Origin of the sequence: Agromyces salentinus, from assembly GCF_009749395.1 — a bacterium.
Classification (GTDB): Bacteria; Actinomycetota; Actinomycetes; order Actinomycetales; family Microbacteriaceae; genus Agromyces; species Agromyces salentinus.
In genome coordinates, this window is sequence record NZ_WBIR01000001.1 from 572,203 (window position 1) to 588,432 (window position 16,230).

Consider the following 16,230-nt stretch of genomic DNA (forward strand, 5'->3'; position numbering starts at 1 on the left):
GGTCGCGATCGGTTCGCCTGACGGTCATCCGGGCGAAGCCCTGCGCCGATTGGCTCGGCCGCATGAGTCGAAACCCAGCCCGACGCGCCCTGCCGCGTCTGCTCGCCGTCGCCGTCACGGCCGCCGCCGCGGCGGCCGTCCTCGTTCCCGCACCGGCCCTCGCCGCCGGCGCCTCCGATGGACGCTCCCAGTCGCCGTACGTCCAGGCATTCCAGCCCACGCTGGTCGCCCGGGCGACGCTCTCGGCCGACCACCTCGAGGCAGGTCCCGCCTCCGGCGCGCTCGCGTCGCCCGGGAACGGCCGCACCGGCCCCTGGGCGGGTCAGGTCATCCCCGGGTTCTCCGCCGCGATCGACAACGGCGACGGCACGTTCTGGGCGCAGCCCGACAACGGCTTCGGCACGAAGGCGAACTCGGCCGACTTCCTGCTGCGCAACTACCTCGTGCGCCCGGCATGGCAGACCGCCGAGGGCGGCGACGGATCCATCGCCGTCGAACGCTTCATCTCGTACAACGACCGCAACGGCGTGCTCGACTTCCCGATCGCGAACGGCGCCACCGACGAGCGCCTCCTTACGGGCGCCGACTTCGACATCGAATCGGTCGTGCGAGCGAAGGACGGCACGTTCTGGGTCGGCGAGGAGTTCGGCCCGTTCCTGCTGCACTTCGCCGCCGACGGCACGCTCCTCGAGAAGCCGTTCTCCCTCGGCGGCGCGAAGTCCCCGCAGAACCCCTACCTGCAGGCCGGCGAGACGCCGCGCGTGCGCGCCAGCCGAGGCTTCGAGGCGCTCGCGGCATCCGTCAACGGCCGCTACCTCTACCCGGTGGTCGAGGGCTCCTACGCGGACGACGCCGACCTGCGCCGTCGTGAGATCCACGAGTTCGACACGCGTCGCGGGGCGTACACCGGCCGCACGTGGAGCTACCAGACCGATCAGGAGGCCAACGTCATCGGCGACGCCTTCACGGTGCGCAACGACGTGCTGCTGCTCGTCGAGCGCGACGACTTCGAGGGCGACCAGGCGGTCACCAAGCGCGTCTACGAGGTCGACCTGCGTCGCACCGACGCCAACGGGTACGTCGAGAAGACGCTCGTGCTCGACGCGCTGCGCATCGCCAATCCCGACGGGATCGGCGCGGGCGACGGCTATGGCACCGGCGAGGTGTTCTCGCTGCCGGTCCAGTCGTTCGAGACCGTCGTGCAGCTGAAGGGCGGCGACCTGCTCATCGGCAACGACAACAACTACCCCGGCAACGACGCGCGCATCCCCGGCTCCCCCGACGACACGGAGTTCGCGGTCGTCGACCTCGACAAGGTGAAGATCGAGCCCTCGCCCGTGACGCTCATCGGCCACCGCGGGGCGAGCGGGTACCGCCCCGAGCACACGCTCGCCGCGTACGAGACGGCGATCGTGCAGTGCGCGGACTACATCGAGCCCGACGTGGTCGCCACGAAGGACGGCGTGCTCGTCGCCCGTCACGAGAACGAGATCAGCGGCACCACGGATGTCGCGGCGCGCGCCGAGTTCGCGTCCCGCAAGGCGACCAAGGTCATCGACGGCACGCGCGTGACCGGCTGGTTCACCGAGGACTTCACGTTCGCCGAGCTGCGGACGCTCCGCGCGAAGGAGCGGCTGCCGCTCACGCGACCCGCGAACACCGCCTTCGACGGCCTCTACCTCGTGCCGACGCTCGACGAGGTCATCGACCTGGCCCGCCACTCGGTGAGCTGCGACGGACGCCAGGTCGGCGTCTACCCCGAGACGAAGCACCCGACGTACTTCGACTCGATCGGCCTGTCGCTCGAGGAGCCCCTCGTCGCGGCGCTGCAGGCCGACGGCCTCGACGACGCCGACGCCCCGGTCATCGTGCAGAGCTTCGAGGTCGCCAACCTGCGCGAGCTCGACGGCATGACCGAGGTGGCGATCGCGCAGCTCGTGAGTTCCTCGGGCCGCCCCTACGACTTCACGGCCGCCGGCGACCCGCGCACCTACAAGGACCTGGTCACCCCGGCCGGCCTCGCCGAGATCGCGACGTACGCCGACGGCGTGGGCCTGGAGAAGTCCGTCATGATCCCCCGCACCCCGTCGGGCACGCTCGGCGCCCCGAGCCCGGTGATCGCCGACGCGCACGCCGCCGGCCTGACCGTGCACGGGTGGACGTTCCGGCTCGAGAACCAGTTCCTCCCCGCGGAGTACCGCTCGAGCACCGACCCGAACGCCGCGGGCGACCTCGTCGGCGAGATCCGCGCCTTCGTGGCGGCCGGCATGGACGGCGTCTTCAGCGACCACCCCGAGGTCGCCGTGACCATCGACGCGGTGCCCGCCGAGGGCTGACGACCGACTCCGACCGACACGAACGGGCGGGCGGATGCCGCGGCATCCGCCCGCCCGTTTCGCTGCCGCCACGCGGCATCCGCTCGCGCTACTCGAAGAGCGAGAGCGTGACCGTTCCGGAGTAGGTTCCGGCCTCGACGTCGGCCGGGGTGCGCAGGAACAGGTCGGCGTTCGCCGTCCACGACCCCTCAGCGGCGATCTCGCCGGAGTCCCAGGCGCTGGCGAACAGCTCCTGGTCGACGAGGCCGACGTTGTCGGGCGCCTCGTCGAGCACGGTCAGCACCTCGTCGCCCGCCGCGACGAGGCCCGACTCGCCGCCGTCGATCAGCTGGGGGGCCCAGCCGAGGTGACCGGCGCCGATCTCGGCCTGCCCGGCGTCGCCCGCGAAGCCCGACGAACTGCCCAGGACGTACCAGGCGGATCCCTCGGGGATCTCCTCGGCCGTGCGGGTGTCCGTGATCGTCACGGTCGGCAGCGTTCCCGTGAACTGGCGCACGAGCTCGCTCGAGCCGTTCTCGGCCAGTGCCACCTGCGTGCCCGCGATGCTCATCGCCAGCACGCCCGGCTCGGTGATCTCGGCGACCTCGACGCTCACCTCGACCTCGCCGCCACCGTGCTGCTCCTCGGCCATCGCGATGCCCGCGTTGCCCGCCAGCACCAGTCCGCACACGGCAGCGCCGGCCAGGGCTCCGATGCGCCATCTCGACTTCGTCATGTTGCTCTCCTTCATCACTCGGGTCGGCCCGCGGTCGGGGCCCGTGAACCACGTCATCAGCCGCACGAGCGCGCCTCGTACGGAACCGTCTGCGCCGAGGTGACCGGCTCGCCGTCGACTTCCGCCTTCGCCGTGATCGACACCTCACCGGCCGGCAGCTCGGCGAGCCGGGTCGAGAACGCGTGGAAGGCGTTCTTCCCGGGCTGCACCGCCGAGAACGAGCGCTCGCCGAACCCGGTCGCGAGCGTCACGGCGACCGGGTCGGTCTCGCCGTTCACCGCGCGCACCGACAGCACCGCGGCACCCGCGACGCACTTGCTGGACACCGACGCCACGACCTCCAGCGAGGGCGCCTCGGGAAGGTCGAGCACCCAACCCTGCTGCGAGAGTGCGCCGAACACCTCGTGGACCGATCGGTCGCCGAACGTGGGCGCGGTACCGCCGCCGACCACGTCGACGGTGATCGGCGCCTCATCGGTGCCGTACCCCCAGAAGGGCGTCGGCGAGTCGGCGCAGGTCGTCCCGGAAGCGAGGTGGACCTCGGCGCCGGGCGCCAGCTCGGCGGTGCGGAACTGCGCGAGGGACGAGAAGGGCCGCTCGGCGCTGCCGTCGCCCGCGACATCCGCTGAGCAATCGAGCGTGACGTCGGCGAGCCGGCCCGGATCTGTCGAGAGCTGCTCGTAGAGCGCGAGGGTGGCGAGCGAGTACGGCGCACGAGCCCGATCGATCGACACCCGGAAGCGCTGCGCGGTCACGGTGCTCGGGAGGGTCACGATGCGGCTCAGTCCGACGGTTCCCGCCTTCGCGATCTCGACCCATGCGCCGTCGACCTCGGCGTCGATCGAGAACGACTCGATGACCTGGCCGTGCTCGAGCACGCCCTCGCCGAGCTCGACGCGGCGCACGGCCTGCGGCGAACCGAGGTCGAGGACCACGTCGCCCGGAGCGGCATCCGCGCTGAGCCAGGATGTGCGGGTGTCGCCGTCGGTGAGGGCTGCGGATGTCTCGTCGCCACCCACCTCGACCGGAACGCCGATCGCATGGTCCTCGGTGAGCGCCTTGCGCCGCTCCGCGGCGAAGCCGTCGAGTGCGGCGACGGAGGCCGGCGCGAACGAGCCCGTCGTGGTCGGCGGCGTGTTCAGGAGCATGACCGAGTTGCGACCGACGGTGTTCTGGTAGTGGCCCATGAGGGCACTCGGAGTCTTGGGCGTGTCACCCGGGTGCGCGAACCATCCGGGCGTGAGCTTCATGTCCGACTCGGTGGGCCACCAGTGCAGGGCGTCGGCGCCGCTCGCCACGGCCGCCTCGAGCGCCGCGGCCGAGCCGACCTGCTCGAACGAGCCGCCGTCGACCGGATCGATCTTGCCGCCGTCGCCTCCGTCACTGATCGCGACCGGCGCCCACTCGTCGACCCGCGCCGTGCCGTGTTCGTTGCCGACCCAGCGCACGTCGCGCCCGCCGACGGCGACGACCGCCCCCGGTTGCACCTTCGAGATCAGGTCGTAGAACGCGGGGTAGTCGTAGAACTCCTGCTTTCCGGTGTTGCCCGCGGCTCCGTCGAACCAGACCTCGTCGACCTGGCCGTACTGGGTGAGCACCTCGTAGAGGGTGTTCAGGAAGTACGCGCCGTAGTCGGTCGCCGAGTACTCGAAGGTCTCGAGCTCGGTTCCGGCCCGATCGTCGCCCTCGACGAGCGTCGGAATGGTGCGCGGCGTCTTCGCGCTGCCGTTGCCGAAGACCCCGAACTGCTCCTCGTGCGAGTCGGCGGGCGACATGTAGAGGCCGACCTTCATGCCGTACTTGCGCGCGGCCTCGGTGAACTGGCGCACGATGTCGCCCTCACCGTCCTTCCACGGAGTGCCTGCGACGTCGTACGCCGAGTAGCGCGAGGGGTAGAGCAGGAACCCGTCATGATGCTTGACGGTGAGGATCGCCATGCGGTGGCCGCTGTCACGCAGCGACTTCACCCAGCCATCGACATCGATCTCGCCGGTCGGCTGGAACCGCGAGAGGTCCTCCGTGCCGTGGCCCCATTCCTGGTTGTAGAACGTGTTGATGCCGAAGTGGATGAACGCGGTCAACCCGAGTTCCTGCCAGGCGACCTGTGCCTCCGTCGGACGCACGAGCGCCGCCTTCGCGAGGATGTTCTCGGGGCAGTCGGCCGACGTCACCTGGATGTAGTTGGCCGGGGCGATCTCGCCGAGCGGGAGGCAGGGCATCGGTTCGTCGAGCTCCTGGTAGCGGAACGCAGCGTCGGCGAAGTCGCCGTTCAGCAGCGCGAATCGAGCGCGATCGATGGTCCCGCTGAATCCGCGGTTCCCGACCGCCGGCACGTCGTTGCCGAGTGCGAGCGCCGTCGTCGTGGCTTGGTTGCGCGTGGCGGGCGCCGCGCCGGTCACCACGGGCAGCGCCTTCCCGTCGAGCCACGCGATGACCTTCGTCTCGGTCGCGCTGGGAACATACGCAAGAGACAGGATGTGCGGCTGGCCGGTGGCCGGGAGGGCGACCTTGCTCGAGTAGTCGTGCCACGTGCCGTCGATCTGCGCGCTGAATCCGTACTGCAGCCCGTCCGAGCGATAGCGAGCCGAGAAGTTCCCGCCGACGGCGGCGACCGTCGCGAGATCCGCCTGGGCACCGGTCGCGCTGAACTCCGTCTCGATCACGAACCCGCGATCGAGGGATGCCCCGGTGAACGGATCCTCGGCCGCGGTGAAGTCGGCAGCGTGGTTGCCGCCGCCGAGGTTCAACCGGCCGCTGCCGATCGTCGCGCCGCTGCGAAGAGCCAACGCGCCGTCGAGGTCCTCTCCCGAGGCGGGCGTGTACGCGGCGGCGGCCGTCGCACCGTCGAATCGCAGGTCGAGCAGGCTCGTGGTGAGCGGCGCGGGCTGGAACTCGAAGAGCTCGGGATCGTAGGCTTCGATGTCGCCGACGACTCGCACCTTCGCGAGGTCCCCCCGCAGGCCGCGGGCGGCACCTGACGGATGCACTTCGTGGCCGAAGCCGAACGCGTTCGTGGCTGCGGCGCTGACGCCGACCGGTGCGTCGGCGGTCACCGTTCCGAGCTCCTCGCCATCGAGCCAGACGTGCATCTGGGCGCCCTCACCGCCTTGCAGGTACTGGAGCGACAGCTGGTGCGCAACGCCTGCGGCCGGCAGGGGCGCGTCGGTGCGGTGCGACGACCAGGTGGTGCCGTCGTAGGACTCGAAGCCGTACACCAGCTTTCCGCCCTGCACCCGCGCGAAGAGGTTGCCCGCCGCCGAGAAGATCGTCCCCAGGTCGGATTGGACGCCGGTCGGAGTGAACTCCACCTCTGCGAGGAATCCACTCGTGGGCGTCGCCCCGCCGAAGCCGAAGTCGGATGCCTCGAAGCGGATGCCCTGCGCGCCGCCGGCCAGGCGCACCCCGCCCGCAGGCAGTTGCTCCTCACCGCCGGCGACCCGGCGGACGACGCCGCGCATCGATTCGCCCTCGGTCGTCGTGTAGGCCGTCGTCCCGACCAGGGATCCTCCGAAGCGGATGTCGAGGTCGTCACCGGTGGCCGCAGTCGCGAGCCCGATGGGGCCGAGGCCCGCCACGATCGCCCCGATGACGGTGGCCATCGCGATCCGTCGCATCAGTCGCATGACCGCTCCTCGTACGGGAGGACCTGCGTCGACGACACGGTCTCGCCCTCGACCTCCGCCGACGCGGTGACCGTGACCTCGCCGGCCGGCAGCTCCGCCGACCGGGTCGAGAAGGCGTGGAAGGCGTTCTTCCCGGGCTGCACCACCGCGAACGAGCGCTCGCCGAACTCCGACGCGATGCGCACCGCGACCGGTCGGTCCTCGCCGTTCACCGCGCGCACGGACAGCACCGCGGCACCCGCGACGCATCGGCTGGACACCGACGCCACGACCTCCAGCGAGGGCGCGGCCGCGACCGTGACGATGCCGTGACCCGCGACCGGGATGCCACCGACGAGCGCCCGGTACTCGAGGCGCTGCTCCCCTGGCGCATCGAGCACGATCGGCCCCGAGACCTCCGCCCAGGCACCGTCGTCGACCCGGTACTGGAGGCCGGAGATGGCCCCCGCCGTGCCCGCCGCGCTGATCGTCACCGACGGCGGCGCCGTGTACGAGCCATCGGGCCGGTCGGGCTGCGCGGGTTCGATCGATGCCGTGATCGCGGCCTCTGGCTCCGCCGACGACGGAACCGAGAGCTCGAAGAGGCTGAGGTACGGGCTCAGGTTCTTGGCCGTGACCGTCACCCGCACGTGTCGCGCAGTGACGGGGTCGAAGCCGACGGTGTCGGTTCGAGCGCCCGCGGCCATGCCGGTCCGCGTCGCGACCGTCGTCCACGCCTGGCCGTCGGTCGAGACGGCGACCGCGTAGTCCTTCGCCGAGGCGCCCTCCCACTTCAGCACGACCTCGCCGAAGCGCTGCTGCGCCCCGAGGTCGGCCGCGATCCACGGCTGGGCCACGTAGCTCGCCGACCAGCGGGTCGCGTCGTTGCCGTCGAGGGCGAGTGACGCCGGGAAGGCCGCCGCCTCGACGCCGGACGAGGTCGCCGTCGCGCCGGTGGTGAGCGGCGAGGGGCTGAAGACCGACATCCGCCAGGCGCCGATGTCGTCGCCGCCACCCGAGCGGATGTCGCTGACCGCGACGTGGCGGGCGGCGAGCCCGCCGACCTGGACCGTGCCCGTCGTGCCGTCGACGTCGTCGGCGACGTGCTGCCAGAAGCGGCCGTCCGTCGAGACGTGCACGTCGTAGCTCTCCGGCGGCGTGCCGGCCCAGTCGATCTCGACGCGTCCGGTCGGCGCGGTGGCGCCGAGGTCGATCGTGACGTCGGCCGTGTCCTCGGAGGTCGCCCACCTGCTGAGCGACCGCCCGTCGGTGAGTGCGGACGGCGGTGTGTCCTCGCCGCTCGACGATGCCGTCACCACCGCACCCAGCGAGCGTTCGCCCGCTGCTGCCGTGCCGATGCCCTGCTCGATCGTGCTGAGGCCTGGGCCCGGGCCGACCTGCCGCTGGAGCGTGGTGAAGTCGCCGTAGGCCAGAGCGGGAGTCGTCGACTTCCAGGTCTTCTGGGCGATGACGGGGAACGAGTCTCGCATGAGCCCGTGCACGTCGAGCTCGGTGTAGTCCTCGTGCACGAGATCGTTCCAGACCGCGAACATCGCGCCCTTCGGCGTGCCGGCGGGCACGACCTCGGTGCTGCCGAGCTTGTTGGGCAGCCACGAGCCGTAGAGCGAGGAGTTGTTCAGGCCGTTGCCGTGGTAGTAGTTCGCGAACGGCACCACGTAGAGGTCGCCGTCGTTCGTGTTGATGAACTCGTAGCCGTCGGCGAGCGCGGAGGCCATGCCGTACCAGCCGTTGTTCCATGCATTGATCGTCACGTCGCGGTCGTAGCCCTCGGCCGAACCGTGCATGACGGTCATGCTGCCCCATGCGCGCGGCTGCTTGCCGAGCCCGCGGATGTGCTCGGCCATGGTGTTGAAGAAGGTGCGGTAGTCGTCCCTGCCCTCACGGGGGTACTCGTCGGTCCCCATGTGCACGTCGGGTCCCTCGAACCAGGGCGTGAACTCGTCGAAGACGGCCTTGATGGTCTCGGTCGATTCGGGCTTCGAGAGGTCGAGGTGGTCGGAGTCGCCGCCGTCGAACCCGATCTCGGGCTTCCAGCGGATGAACGAGCGCGAGTGGGCCGGGGCGTCGATCTCGGGGATGATCGTCACGGCGTGGCTCGCCGCGGCATCCTCGAAGCTCTGCCAGTCGTCCCGGTCGTAGGCGCCGTCCTCGGAGGCGAGGCCCGCGAACGCCGGGTTGTCGGTCTTCAGGCGGAAGCCGTCGTAGGCATCGACCCATCCGCCGGCCGGGCGCTGGATCTCGTTGTCGTTCAGGTGGATCTGGAACTCGTTGAGCTTGTACCAGCTCATCATCGTGATGTAGTCGCGGACGAACTCGGGAGTGAAGAACCGACGGCCGACGTCGAGCATGAACCCGCGCACCTCGTGGTTCGGCCAGTCGATGCTCTCGCCGACCGGAAGCTGGGCGCGACCGGGCGACTGCAGTAGCGCCTGCAGCACCGTGCGGGTCCCGTAGAAGGCGCCCTCGGCGCTCGGCGCTGCGATCTCCACGCCGTCGGCGGCGACGCTGAGGCGGTAGCCCTCGTCCAGGAACAGCTCGCCGCCCGCAGCGTGGCTGAGCGTCTCGTCGTAGTCGAGCACGAGGTCCGCCGCCGTCGCGCTCGCGCCGGCATCGGCGACGGCGACGACCTCGGCGACGATGCCCGTGGTCGCCTCGAGGTCGGCCGCGAACTGCGTCGCGACCTCCGCGAGCTCGGGGTCGGCGACGATGCGGCTCGCGCCGTCGAGCGTGAAGGCGCCCTCGCCGCCGGTCCAGGTCTGGAGTTCGGGGATGATGCGGGGTGCCGGGTTGGCGGCCGCCTGGGCCGCGGCGGTCGGCACGAGCGTCGCGGCGATCACGCCGGCGCCGAGCACCATGGCCGCCGCGACGCGGGTCCGTGCCTGCGTGTGACGTCTGATGGGCATGTCCACTCCTTCGAGAACGACTTCGAACAAACGCTTCGGAACGGCTACGGGCGACGGACCCGATCAGCTCGAGCAGGCCCTCGCGTCGAATGCGGCGGTGCTGGTCGATGAGCGCTCCTCGCCGCCGATCGTCGCGACGGCCTCGATCGTGACGGCGCCCTCGGGGATGCTCGACGCCCTGGTGCTGAACGTGTGCGTGGCGTTCTTCCCGGAGGCGACGCTCGCGAACGATTTGCCGCCGTACGGTGACGTGAACGAGATCGACATCGGCACGGCCTCGCCGTTCCTCGCCGACACGGCGAGCACGGCCTTCGAGGCGATGCAGCGCGTCTGCACGCTCACGGTCACGTCGAGCGGGGCACGCGACTCGAGGTACGCCCGCGTCACGCGGTCGAGCTCTCCCTCGAGGCGGTCGACCTCGGCCGGGATGTCGACGTCGCCCGGGTCGATGACCCCGCCGAACGGGTCGCGCTTCACGCCGGGGTTGCCCATGGCCGCCATCGCGGTCCTCAGCTCAGCGGCCGCCTCGGGCGACTGCTCGCTCAGCCAGCGCACCTTCTCCGCGTCGCGGATCCCCTCGTTCATGCGCTCCCAGCGCACGGACGACACGTTGCCCGGGTACACCTGCGCAGTATCGCCGGACTCCCACGTCGTGAAGTCGGTGGTCGCGAACGGGTCCTCGACGAAGCTGTCGTAGGCCCAGCGCAGGTACCCGTCCGAGTCGGTCGCAACCGTCTTCCACTGGGTCCACGCCGCTTCGGCGAGGTTCGACCGGATGAAGGTGTTCGGATAGATGCCGACGCAGTAGTAGATGCTCGTGATCAGCCCGAGTTCGCGCCGATGCTCGACGGTGGCGGCGAACGCCTCATCGCCGACGAGCACGTGGTCCGAGGAGACCGAGATCTTGTCGATCCGGTCGAGCCGCGGGTCCGACAGGCTGTTGTAGTTCATCGCCGCGCCGACCTTGAGTCCGGGTGCGTGGTCCTCGATCAGGTCCACCGCGTACATCAGGTCGCCGAGCGCTCGTTCGTCCATCGCCATGTAGGTGCGGTCGAACCAGCCCTTGGCCTCCAGGTGGGGCGCGAACGACTCGAGGAACGCGCTCCACATCTCGTTCCAGACGGCCGTGCCCACGGGCACGCTCGCCGTGATCGTCTGGCCCGTCGCCTCGTCGAGGTACTGGACCTTGCTCGCCCAGTTGACCATCGAGTAGGCATCGATCTGGCCGTCGATGCCGACCTCGTCGATCATGAACGACACCCACTGGTCGAAGACCGTGAAGTCGAACGCCCACGTGCCGTCGGCCTTCTTCGTCCACTGCACCATCGAGCCGTAGGGGTCGTAGGTCTGCGATGCCCACGGGTCGTTGACGACGGTCGCGGTGATGACGTCCTGACCGGCATCACGGAGCCGCTGGTAGTGCGGCAGCATCGCGTCGAAGTGGCTCCTGGTCCAGAGCTGGTCGGCCGGGATGCCGGAGACGCGGGCCACCGCGTAGGGGTTCTGCCAGAGGTCGATGAACTGCTCCCACTCGCCCGCCTGCGGCAGCTCCACGTCGAGGACTTCGAGCGCGAGGTCGAACTCGATGCGCTCGCCCTGGTCGTCGACGACGACGATCGAACCGGTGTACTCACCGGCCGCGGCATCCGCGGGCACGTCGGCGACCAACCAGAGCGGCTGCACGGTGTCGGCCGGGATGTCGACGCTCGCGACCGTCGACAGCACGTCGGGGATCGGCTCCTGCGGTCGACCGAGCGAGGGTCGACCGCGACCCGCCATCACGGAGGCCACGAAGTTCACGTCCAAGCCGTCGGCGTCGAGTTCGGCGCCGGATGCTCCGACGAGCGTGGCGCTCTCGACGCGGACCCCGGTCTTGGCCTCATCGCCGGTCCAGAGCACGAACTGACCGCTGACCCGGTCGTTCCGCCACGCGGAGTCCGTCCAGGAGGTGCCCGTCATGCCGATGACATCGCTCAGGTACATCCGGCGGTAGTCGTCGAAGAGCTCGGTCGTCGCGTAGTGGAAGTTCGTGTCGCCGACGGCGCCGCTGAGCGTCGTCGGCGCGGCGGTCACCGAGACCGGGCGGGACGCGGTGAATCCGCCGTCGACGGTGGTGACGGTGATCGTCGCCGACCCCGCGGCCACCGCGGTCACCGTCCCCGACGAGCTCACGGTCGCGACCGACTCGTCGGAGCTCGACCAGCGCACGCCCTGTTCGGTCGCCCCGGCAGGGACGACGGATGCCGCGAGCCGGCGCGTCGCGGACTCGACGAGCTCGAGCGGCGCCGCCTCCATCTCCACACCGGTGACCGGCACCCGCTGCACGACGACCTCGGCGAAGTCGATCTGGCCGTCGGCCCTGGTGGCGGCCGGGTTCTTCTCGCCGGTGAGTCGGAGCTTCACCGTGTGCTGGCCCGCGGGCAGCGCACCGGTGTCGAAGAGGAGTTGCTTGAACGAGCGCGTCGGCGCGTAGGCGTCGACGACGACCTCGGCGCCGTCGTCGACGGAGACCGCGTACTTCCCGTGCGGCGCATCCTTGATGCCGAAGAGCCGCGCCTGCTCACCCGTGAACGAGAACGTGAGGGTGGACCGATCGGCGGCCCGCGCCCAGTGCTCAGTGCCCGCGTTCCACCTCGCCGGGTCGAGGCCCGTGCCGGCGTTCCAGCCGGGACCGAACTCGAACCGGTTCGCCCCACTCGCCTGCGCGTCGTCGACGACGACCGTGGCGGTGTCGGCGGCCGCGGCGCCGGGCACGGCGACCAGCGCCAGCGGGAGCGCGAGCCCTGCAGCGAGGAACAGGGCGAGCCTGCGACGGGCGGTTCGTGTAGACGCGGTCATGCTCGTTCCCTTCGCACCTCCGCTCGGCGGGATGCTCATCAACGTTGACTCGACATGATTGAAACTTGCCGAAGCGTGCAGGATCTTTCAGGTTTCAGGCGAGCTTGTCGTATGGGCCCTGCCTCGTCAAGAGGCGGGATCGGACAGGATCGGGACGGGTCCGAGGGCCGCCGAGAACGCTCAATCGCACTGAGCGCTGTGCTCATCCGGCGTTCTGCGCCACCGTGCCGATCACGCGGCGACGACCGCCCGCCTCGGCGCCGGCCGTCCGTCGCAACGCGCAGGCCGCGTGCTCGCAGAAATCATCGGCGGCGCGCCCATGCCACGCCGCCCCGACGCACTCGACCGGTGGCGGCATCCGCTCGGTACACTTCTCGGGTGACCGAGAAGCCGCGCCTTTCAGCCCGTATCGCCGCCATCGCCGAGTCCGCGACCCTGAAGGTCGACGCGAAGGCGAAGGCCCTGCAGGCCGAGGGGCGCCCGGTCATCTCCTACGCCGCGGGCGAGCCCGACTTCGCGACGCCCGACCACATCGTCGAGGCCGCGCTCGCGGCCGTGCACGACCCGAAGAACTACCGCTACACGCCTGCCACGGGCCTGCCCGAGCTGCGGGAGGCCATCGCCGCGAAGACCCTGCGCGACTCGGGCCTCGAGGTCTCGCCCGGCCAGGTCGTCGTCACGAACGGCGGCAAGCAGGCGGTCTACCAGGCCTTCCAGGTACTGCTCGACGCGGGCGACGAGGTGCTCGTGCCGACGCCCTACTGGACCACCTACCCCGAGGCGATCAAGCTCGCGGGCGGCGTGCAGGTCGACGTGTTCGCCGGCTCCGACCAGGGCTACCTGGTCACGGTCGAGCAGCTCGAGGCCGCACGCACCGAACGCACGAAGGTCCTGCTGTTCGTGTCGCCGTCCAACCCGACCGGCGCCGTGTACTCGCCCGAGCAGACCCGCGCCATCGGCGAGTGGGCGCTCGAGCACGGCATCTGGGTCGTCTCCGACGAGATCTACCAGAACCTCATGTACGCCCCCATCGACGGCGACCTGGATGCCCCCGCCCCGCGGGCCGTCTCCATCGTCGAGGCGGTGCCGGGCCTCGCAAACCAGGCGATCCTGGTGAACGGCGTCGCGAAGACCTACGCCATGACCGGCTGGCGCCTCGGCTGGATGGTCGGCCCGGCCGACGTCATCAAGGGCGCCGCGAACCTGCAGTCGCACCTCACCTCGAACGTCTCGAACATCTCCCAGCGGGCGGCCATCGCCGCGCTCAACGGCCCGCAGGACGCGGTCGAGGAGATGCGTCGGGCCTTCGACCGGCGCCGACGGCTCATCGTCTCGGAGCTCTCGAAGATCGACGGGCTCACCGTCCCGGTCCCCGAGGGCGCGTTCTACGTCTATCCCGACCTCACCGGGCTCCTCGGCCGCGAGTGGGGCGGCGTCACGCCGACGAACTCCCTCGAACTCGCGGACCTGATCCTCGACCAGGCCGAGGTCGCGGCGGTTCCCGGCGAGGCGTTCGGGCCGAGCGGGTTCCTCCGGCTCAGCTACGCTCTGGGCGATGCCCCGCTGCTCGAGGGCGTGCAGCGCCTGCAGCGCCTCTTCGGCTAGGCCGACGAGCCCGGACGCACCGACCCCCGACGGACAGGCCCGGACGCAGACGAGCCCGGACGCAAGGCCTCCGAACACACGAGAACGCCCGCACTCCCCCTAGAGTGCGGGCGTTCCCGCCGTCATCTCCCGGGCTCACCGACCGGCGGCCCCGGAGAGCTCAGTGCTTGAAGGCGTCCTTGACGTCTTCACCAGCGTTCTTGAGGTCCGCCTTCGCCTGGTCGGCCTTGCCTTCGGCAACCTTCGAGTCGTCGTCGGTCATCTTGCCGTGGGCTTCCTTCGCCTTGCCCTTGAGGTCTTCGGCGGTGTTCTCGATACGGTCATCGATCCCCATGTTGGACTCCCTTCGCGAGCGGGCGGCGGTCTGCCGTGCTCGATGACCAGTCAACCTCGTGCACGCGAGAAACGACTAGGGGTTGAGTTCACAGCGGGAATCGTCTAGCGCCTTCCGTGTCGCCCGAACCGGCCGCGTCCCGCGCTCGTCCCGACGATTCGCGCGACGTCACGCGCCGTGGGAACGCTCGGGTGCGAGCGCGCTCGCTGCCTCGACCGCGAGGGCGTCCGCGACCGCGTCGAGCAACGGCGATCGCAGGTTCCACTGCTGCCAGTACAGCGGCACGTCGACGGGCGGTCCGCCCAGGCGTACCAGGTCGCCCGCGGCGAGTTCCTCGGTCGATTGGAATCCCGGGAGCAGGCCCCATCCGAGACCGAGCTTGACGGCGGAGGCGAAGTCGCTGGACGCGGGCACGAAGTGCCGGGAGGGCTGCGACGGGTCCACGCCCCGCTCCGAGAGGTACTGGCGCTGCAGGTCGTCACGGCGGTCGAATTCCACGATCGGCGCGGCCGCGAAGGCGTCCGCACCGTCGGGAAGACCCCACCGCGCAGCGAACTCGGGCGTCGCCACGGCTTCGTACCGCATGGTCCCGAGCGGGCGCACGAGGCATCCGGCCACCGGCGTCGCCTGCGAGGTCACCGCACCCATGACGGTCCCGGACTCGAGCAGGCCGGCCGTGAAGTCCTGATCGTCGCGGTGCAGGTCGAAGACCACCGGATGCCGCCGCGCGACGCGCGCGAGCGCCGGCAGGAACCAGGTGGCGAGCGAGTCGGCGTTCACCGCGAGCGGCAGCGCGACGGGCCTGACCGGCTCGGCCTCGAGGCCGAACTCGGCGAGGGTGTCGTGCTCGAGCAGGGCGAGCTGGCGCGTGAGCCGCACGACGGCGGCACCGGCGTCCGTCGCCCTGGCCGGCTTCGAGCGCACGACCAGCACCCGACCGAGCTGCTGCTCGAGCGCCTTGATGCGCTGCGACACGGCCGACGGCGTGACGTTGAGCCGACGGGCGGCGGCGTCGAAGGTGCCCTCGTCGATGACGGCGGCGAGCGTGCGGGCGAGGTCGAGCGGGATCTCCATGTGAAGCAACGCTAATGCTTCTGAAGGAACCTGAGCTGGATTGATGCCATCACGAGACCTACGCTCGAACCGTGCCCCTCTCCATCGTCCTCGCCGGATTCGGCCTCGGCCTCTCGCTCATCATCGCCATCGGCGCGCAGAACCTCTTCGTGCTTCGCCAGGGCGTGCGACGCGAGCACGTCTTCGCCGTGGCGGCCGTCTGCGCCCTCAGCGACCTGGCGCTCATCATCGCCGGCGTCTCGGGGATCGGTGCGGTGCTGCAGGCCGTGCCGTGGCTCGTCGAGGCCGTCCGCTGGGCGGGCGCGGCGTTCCTCATCACGTACGGCCTGCTCGCCGTGAAGCGCGTCGTGCGGCCGAGCGGCGAAGCCCTCGAGGTCGAGCCGGATGCCGCCGCCGGCGCGATCGGCGACGGACCGACCGACTCGGCGACGAGCGAGGGGCACGCGGCATCCGCGACCCCGACGCTCGTGCGCCCCAAGACGGCGGGGCCGCGGCGCACGGGACTCGCCGCGGCCCTGCTGACCTGCCTCGCGCTGACCTGGCTGAACCCGCACGTCTACCTCGACACCGTGTTCCTGCTCGGGTCCATCGCGAACACGCACGGCGACGACCGCTGGGCGTTCGCCGTGGGCGCCGGACTCGCGAGCATCGTCTGGTTCTTCGCACTCGCCTACGGGTCGCGGCTGCTCGGCGGCGTGCTCGGCAGCCCGCGCGCCTGGCGCGTGCTCGACGGCGTGATCGCCGTCGTCATGATCACGCTCGGCGTCATGCTCGTGCTGCCGCACTGACGCCCCGACGTGGC

Annotated in this window: 9 protein-coding genes; 3 read left to right on the forward strand and 6 right to left on the reverse strand. The window is 70.7% G+C overall.

Annotated elements, in window-relative coordinates; all coding sequences use genetic code 11:
* Nucleotides 1–62: 62 nt before the first annotated feature.
* Nucleotides 63–2,336, forward strand: a complete 2,274-nt coding sequence (locus GQQ95_RS02685) for an esterase-like activity of phytase family protein (RefSeq protein WP_157426060.1) — start codon at nt 63–65, stop codon at nt 2,334–2,336.
* An 88-nt stretch (nt 2,337–2,424) separates the two neighbouring features.
* Here GQQ95_RS02685 and GQQ95_RS02690 read toward each other — a convergent pair whose 3' ends face one another.
* The 4 genes from GQQ95_RS02690 to GQQ95_RS02705 all read right to left on the reverse strand — a co-directional run bounded on the left by GQQ95_RS02690 (nt 2,425) and on the right by GQQ95_RS02705 (nt 12,415).
* Complete coding sequence (locus GQQ95_RS02690) at nt 2,425–3,051, reverse strand: hypothetical protein (RefSeq protein WP_157426061.1); 627 nt, start codon at nt 3,049–3,051, stop codon at nt 2,425–2,427.
* A 56-nt stretch (nt 3,052–3,107) separates the two neighbouring features.
* Nucleotides 3,108–6,674 (reverse strand): alpha-L-fucosidase, encoded by a 3,567-nt coding sequence (locus tag GQQ95_RS02695; protein ID WP_157426062.1) that lies wholly within the window; start codon nt 6,672–6,674, stop codon nt 3,108–3,110.
* Nucleotides 6,665–9,577: a discoidin domain-containing protein gene (locus GQQ95_RS02700; protein ID WP_157426063.1), complete on the reverse strand. Its 2,913-nt coding sequence runs from the start codon at nt 9,575–9,577 to the stop codon at nt 6,665–6,667. The genes GQQ95_RS02695 and GQQ95_RS02700 overlap by 10 nt, the downstream gene beginning before the upstream one ends.
* A gap of 63 nt (nt 9,578–9,640) precedes the next feature.
* Nucleotides 9,641–12,415 carry a glycoside hydrolase domain-containing protein gene (locus GQQ95_RS02705; RefSeq protein WP_170296934.1) on the reverse strand — a complete coding sequence of 925 codons (2,775 nt, stop codon included), beginning with the start codon at nt 12,413–12,415 and terminating at the stop codon, nt 9,641–9,643.
* 378 nt (nt 12,416–12,793) lie between these two features.
* On the opposite strand from GQQ95_RS02705, the gene GQQ95_RS02710 reads away from it, so the two are divergent.
* On the forward strand, nt 12,794–14,020 hold the full coding sequence (locus tag GQQ95_RS02710) for a pyridoxal phosphate-dependent aminotransferase (protein ID WP_157426065.1): 1,227 nt from the start codon (nt 12,794–12,796) through the stop codon (nt 14,018–14,020).
* 160 nt (nt 14,021–14,180) lie between these two features.
* Here GQQ95_RS02710 and GQQ95_RS02715 read toward each other — a convergent pair whose 3' ends face one another.
* Nucleotides 14,181–14,354 (reverse strand): CsbD family protein, encoded by a 174-nt coding sequence (locus GQQ95_RS02715; protein ID WP_157426066.1) that lies wholly within the window; start codon nt 14,352–14,354, stop codon nt 14,181–14,183.
* A gap of 168 nt (nt 14,355–14,522) precedes the next feature.
* Nucleotides 14,523–15,428 carry a LysR family transcriptional regulator ArgP gene (locus GQQ95_RS02720; RefSeq protein ID WP_157426067.1) on the reverse strand — a complete coding sequence of 302 codons (906 nt, stop codon included), beginning with the start codon at nt 15,426–15,428 and terminating at the stop codon, nt 14,523–14,525.
* Nucleotides 15,429–15,499: 71 nt separating this feature from the next.
* Between GQQ95_RS02720 and GQQ95_RS02725 the strand changes: the two genes are divergently transcribed.
* On the forward strand, nt 15,500–16,216 hold the full coding sequence (locus tag GQQ95_RS02725) for a LysE/ArgO family amino acid transporter (RefSeq protein ID WP_157426068.1): 717 nt from the start codon (nt 15,500–15,502) through the stop codon (nt 16,214–16,216).
* Nucleotides 16,217–16,230: the final 14 nt, after the last annotated feature.

Bases quoted from the DNA above. Each gene is read 5' to 3' on its own strand.
- GQQ95_RS02685 (WP_157426060.1), top strand. From the start codon at position 63: ATGAGTCGAAACCCAGCCCGACGCGCCCTGCCGCGTCTGCTCGCCGTC.
- GQQ95_RS02690 (WP_157426061.1), bottom strand. From the start codon at position 3,051: ATGACGAAGTCGAGATGGCGCATCGGAGCCCTGGCCGGCGCTGCCGTG.
- GQQ95_RS02695 (WP_157426062.1), bottom strand. From the start codon at position 6,674: ATGCGACTGATGCGACGGATCGCGATGGCCACCGTCATCGGGGCGATC.
- GQQ95_RS02700 (WP_157426063.1), bottom strand. From the start codon at position 9,577: ATGCCCATCAGACGTCACACGCAGGCACGGACCCGCGTCGCGGCGGCC.
- GQQ95_RS02705 (WP_170296934.1), bottom strand. From the start codon at position 12,415: ATGACCGCGTCTACACGAACCGCCCGTCGCAGGCTCGCCCTGTTCCTC.
- GQQ95_RS02715 (WP_157426066.1), bottom strand. From the start codon at position 14,354: ATGGGGATCGATGACCGTATCGAGAACACCGCCGAAGACCTCAAGGGC.
- GQQ95_RS02720 (WP_157426067.1), bottom strand. From the start codon at position 15,428: ATGGAGATCCCGCTCGACCTCGCCCGCACGCTCGCCGCCGTCATCGAC.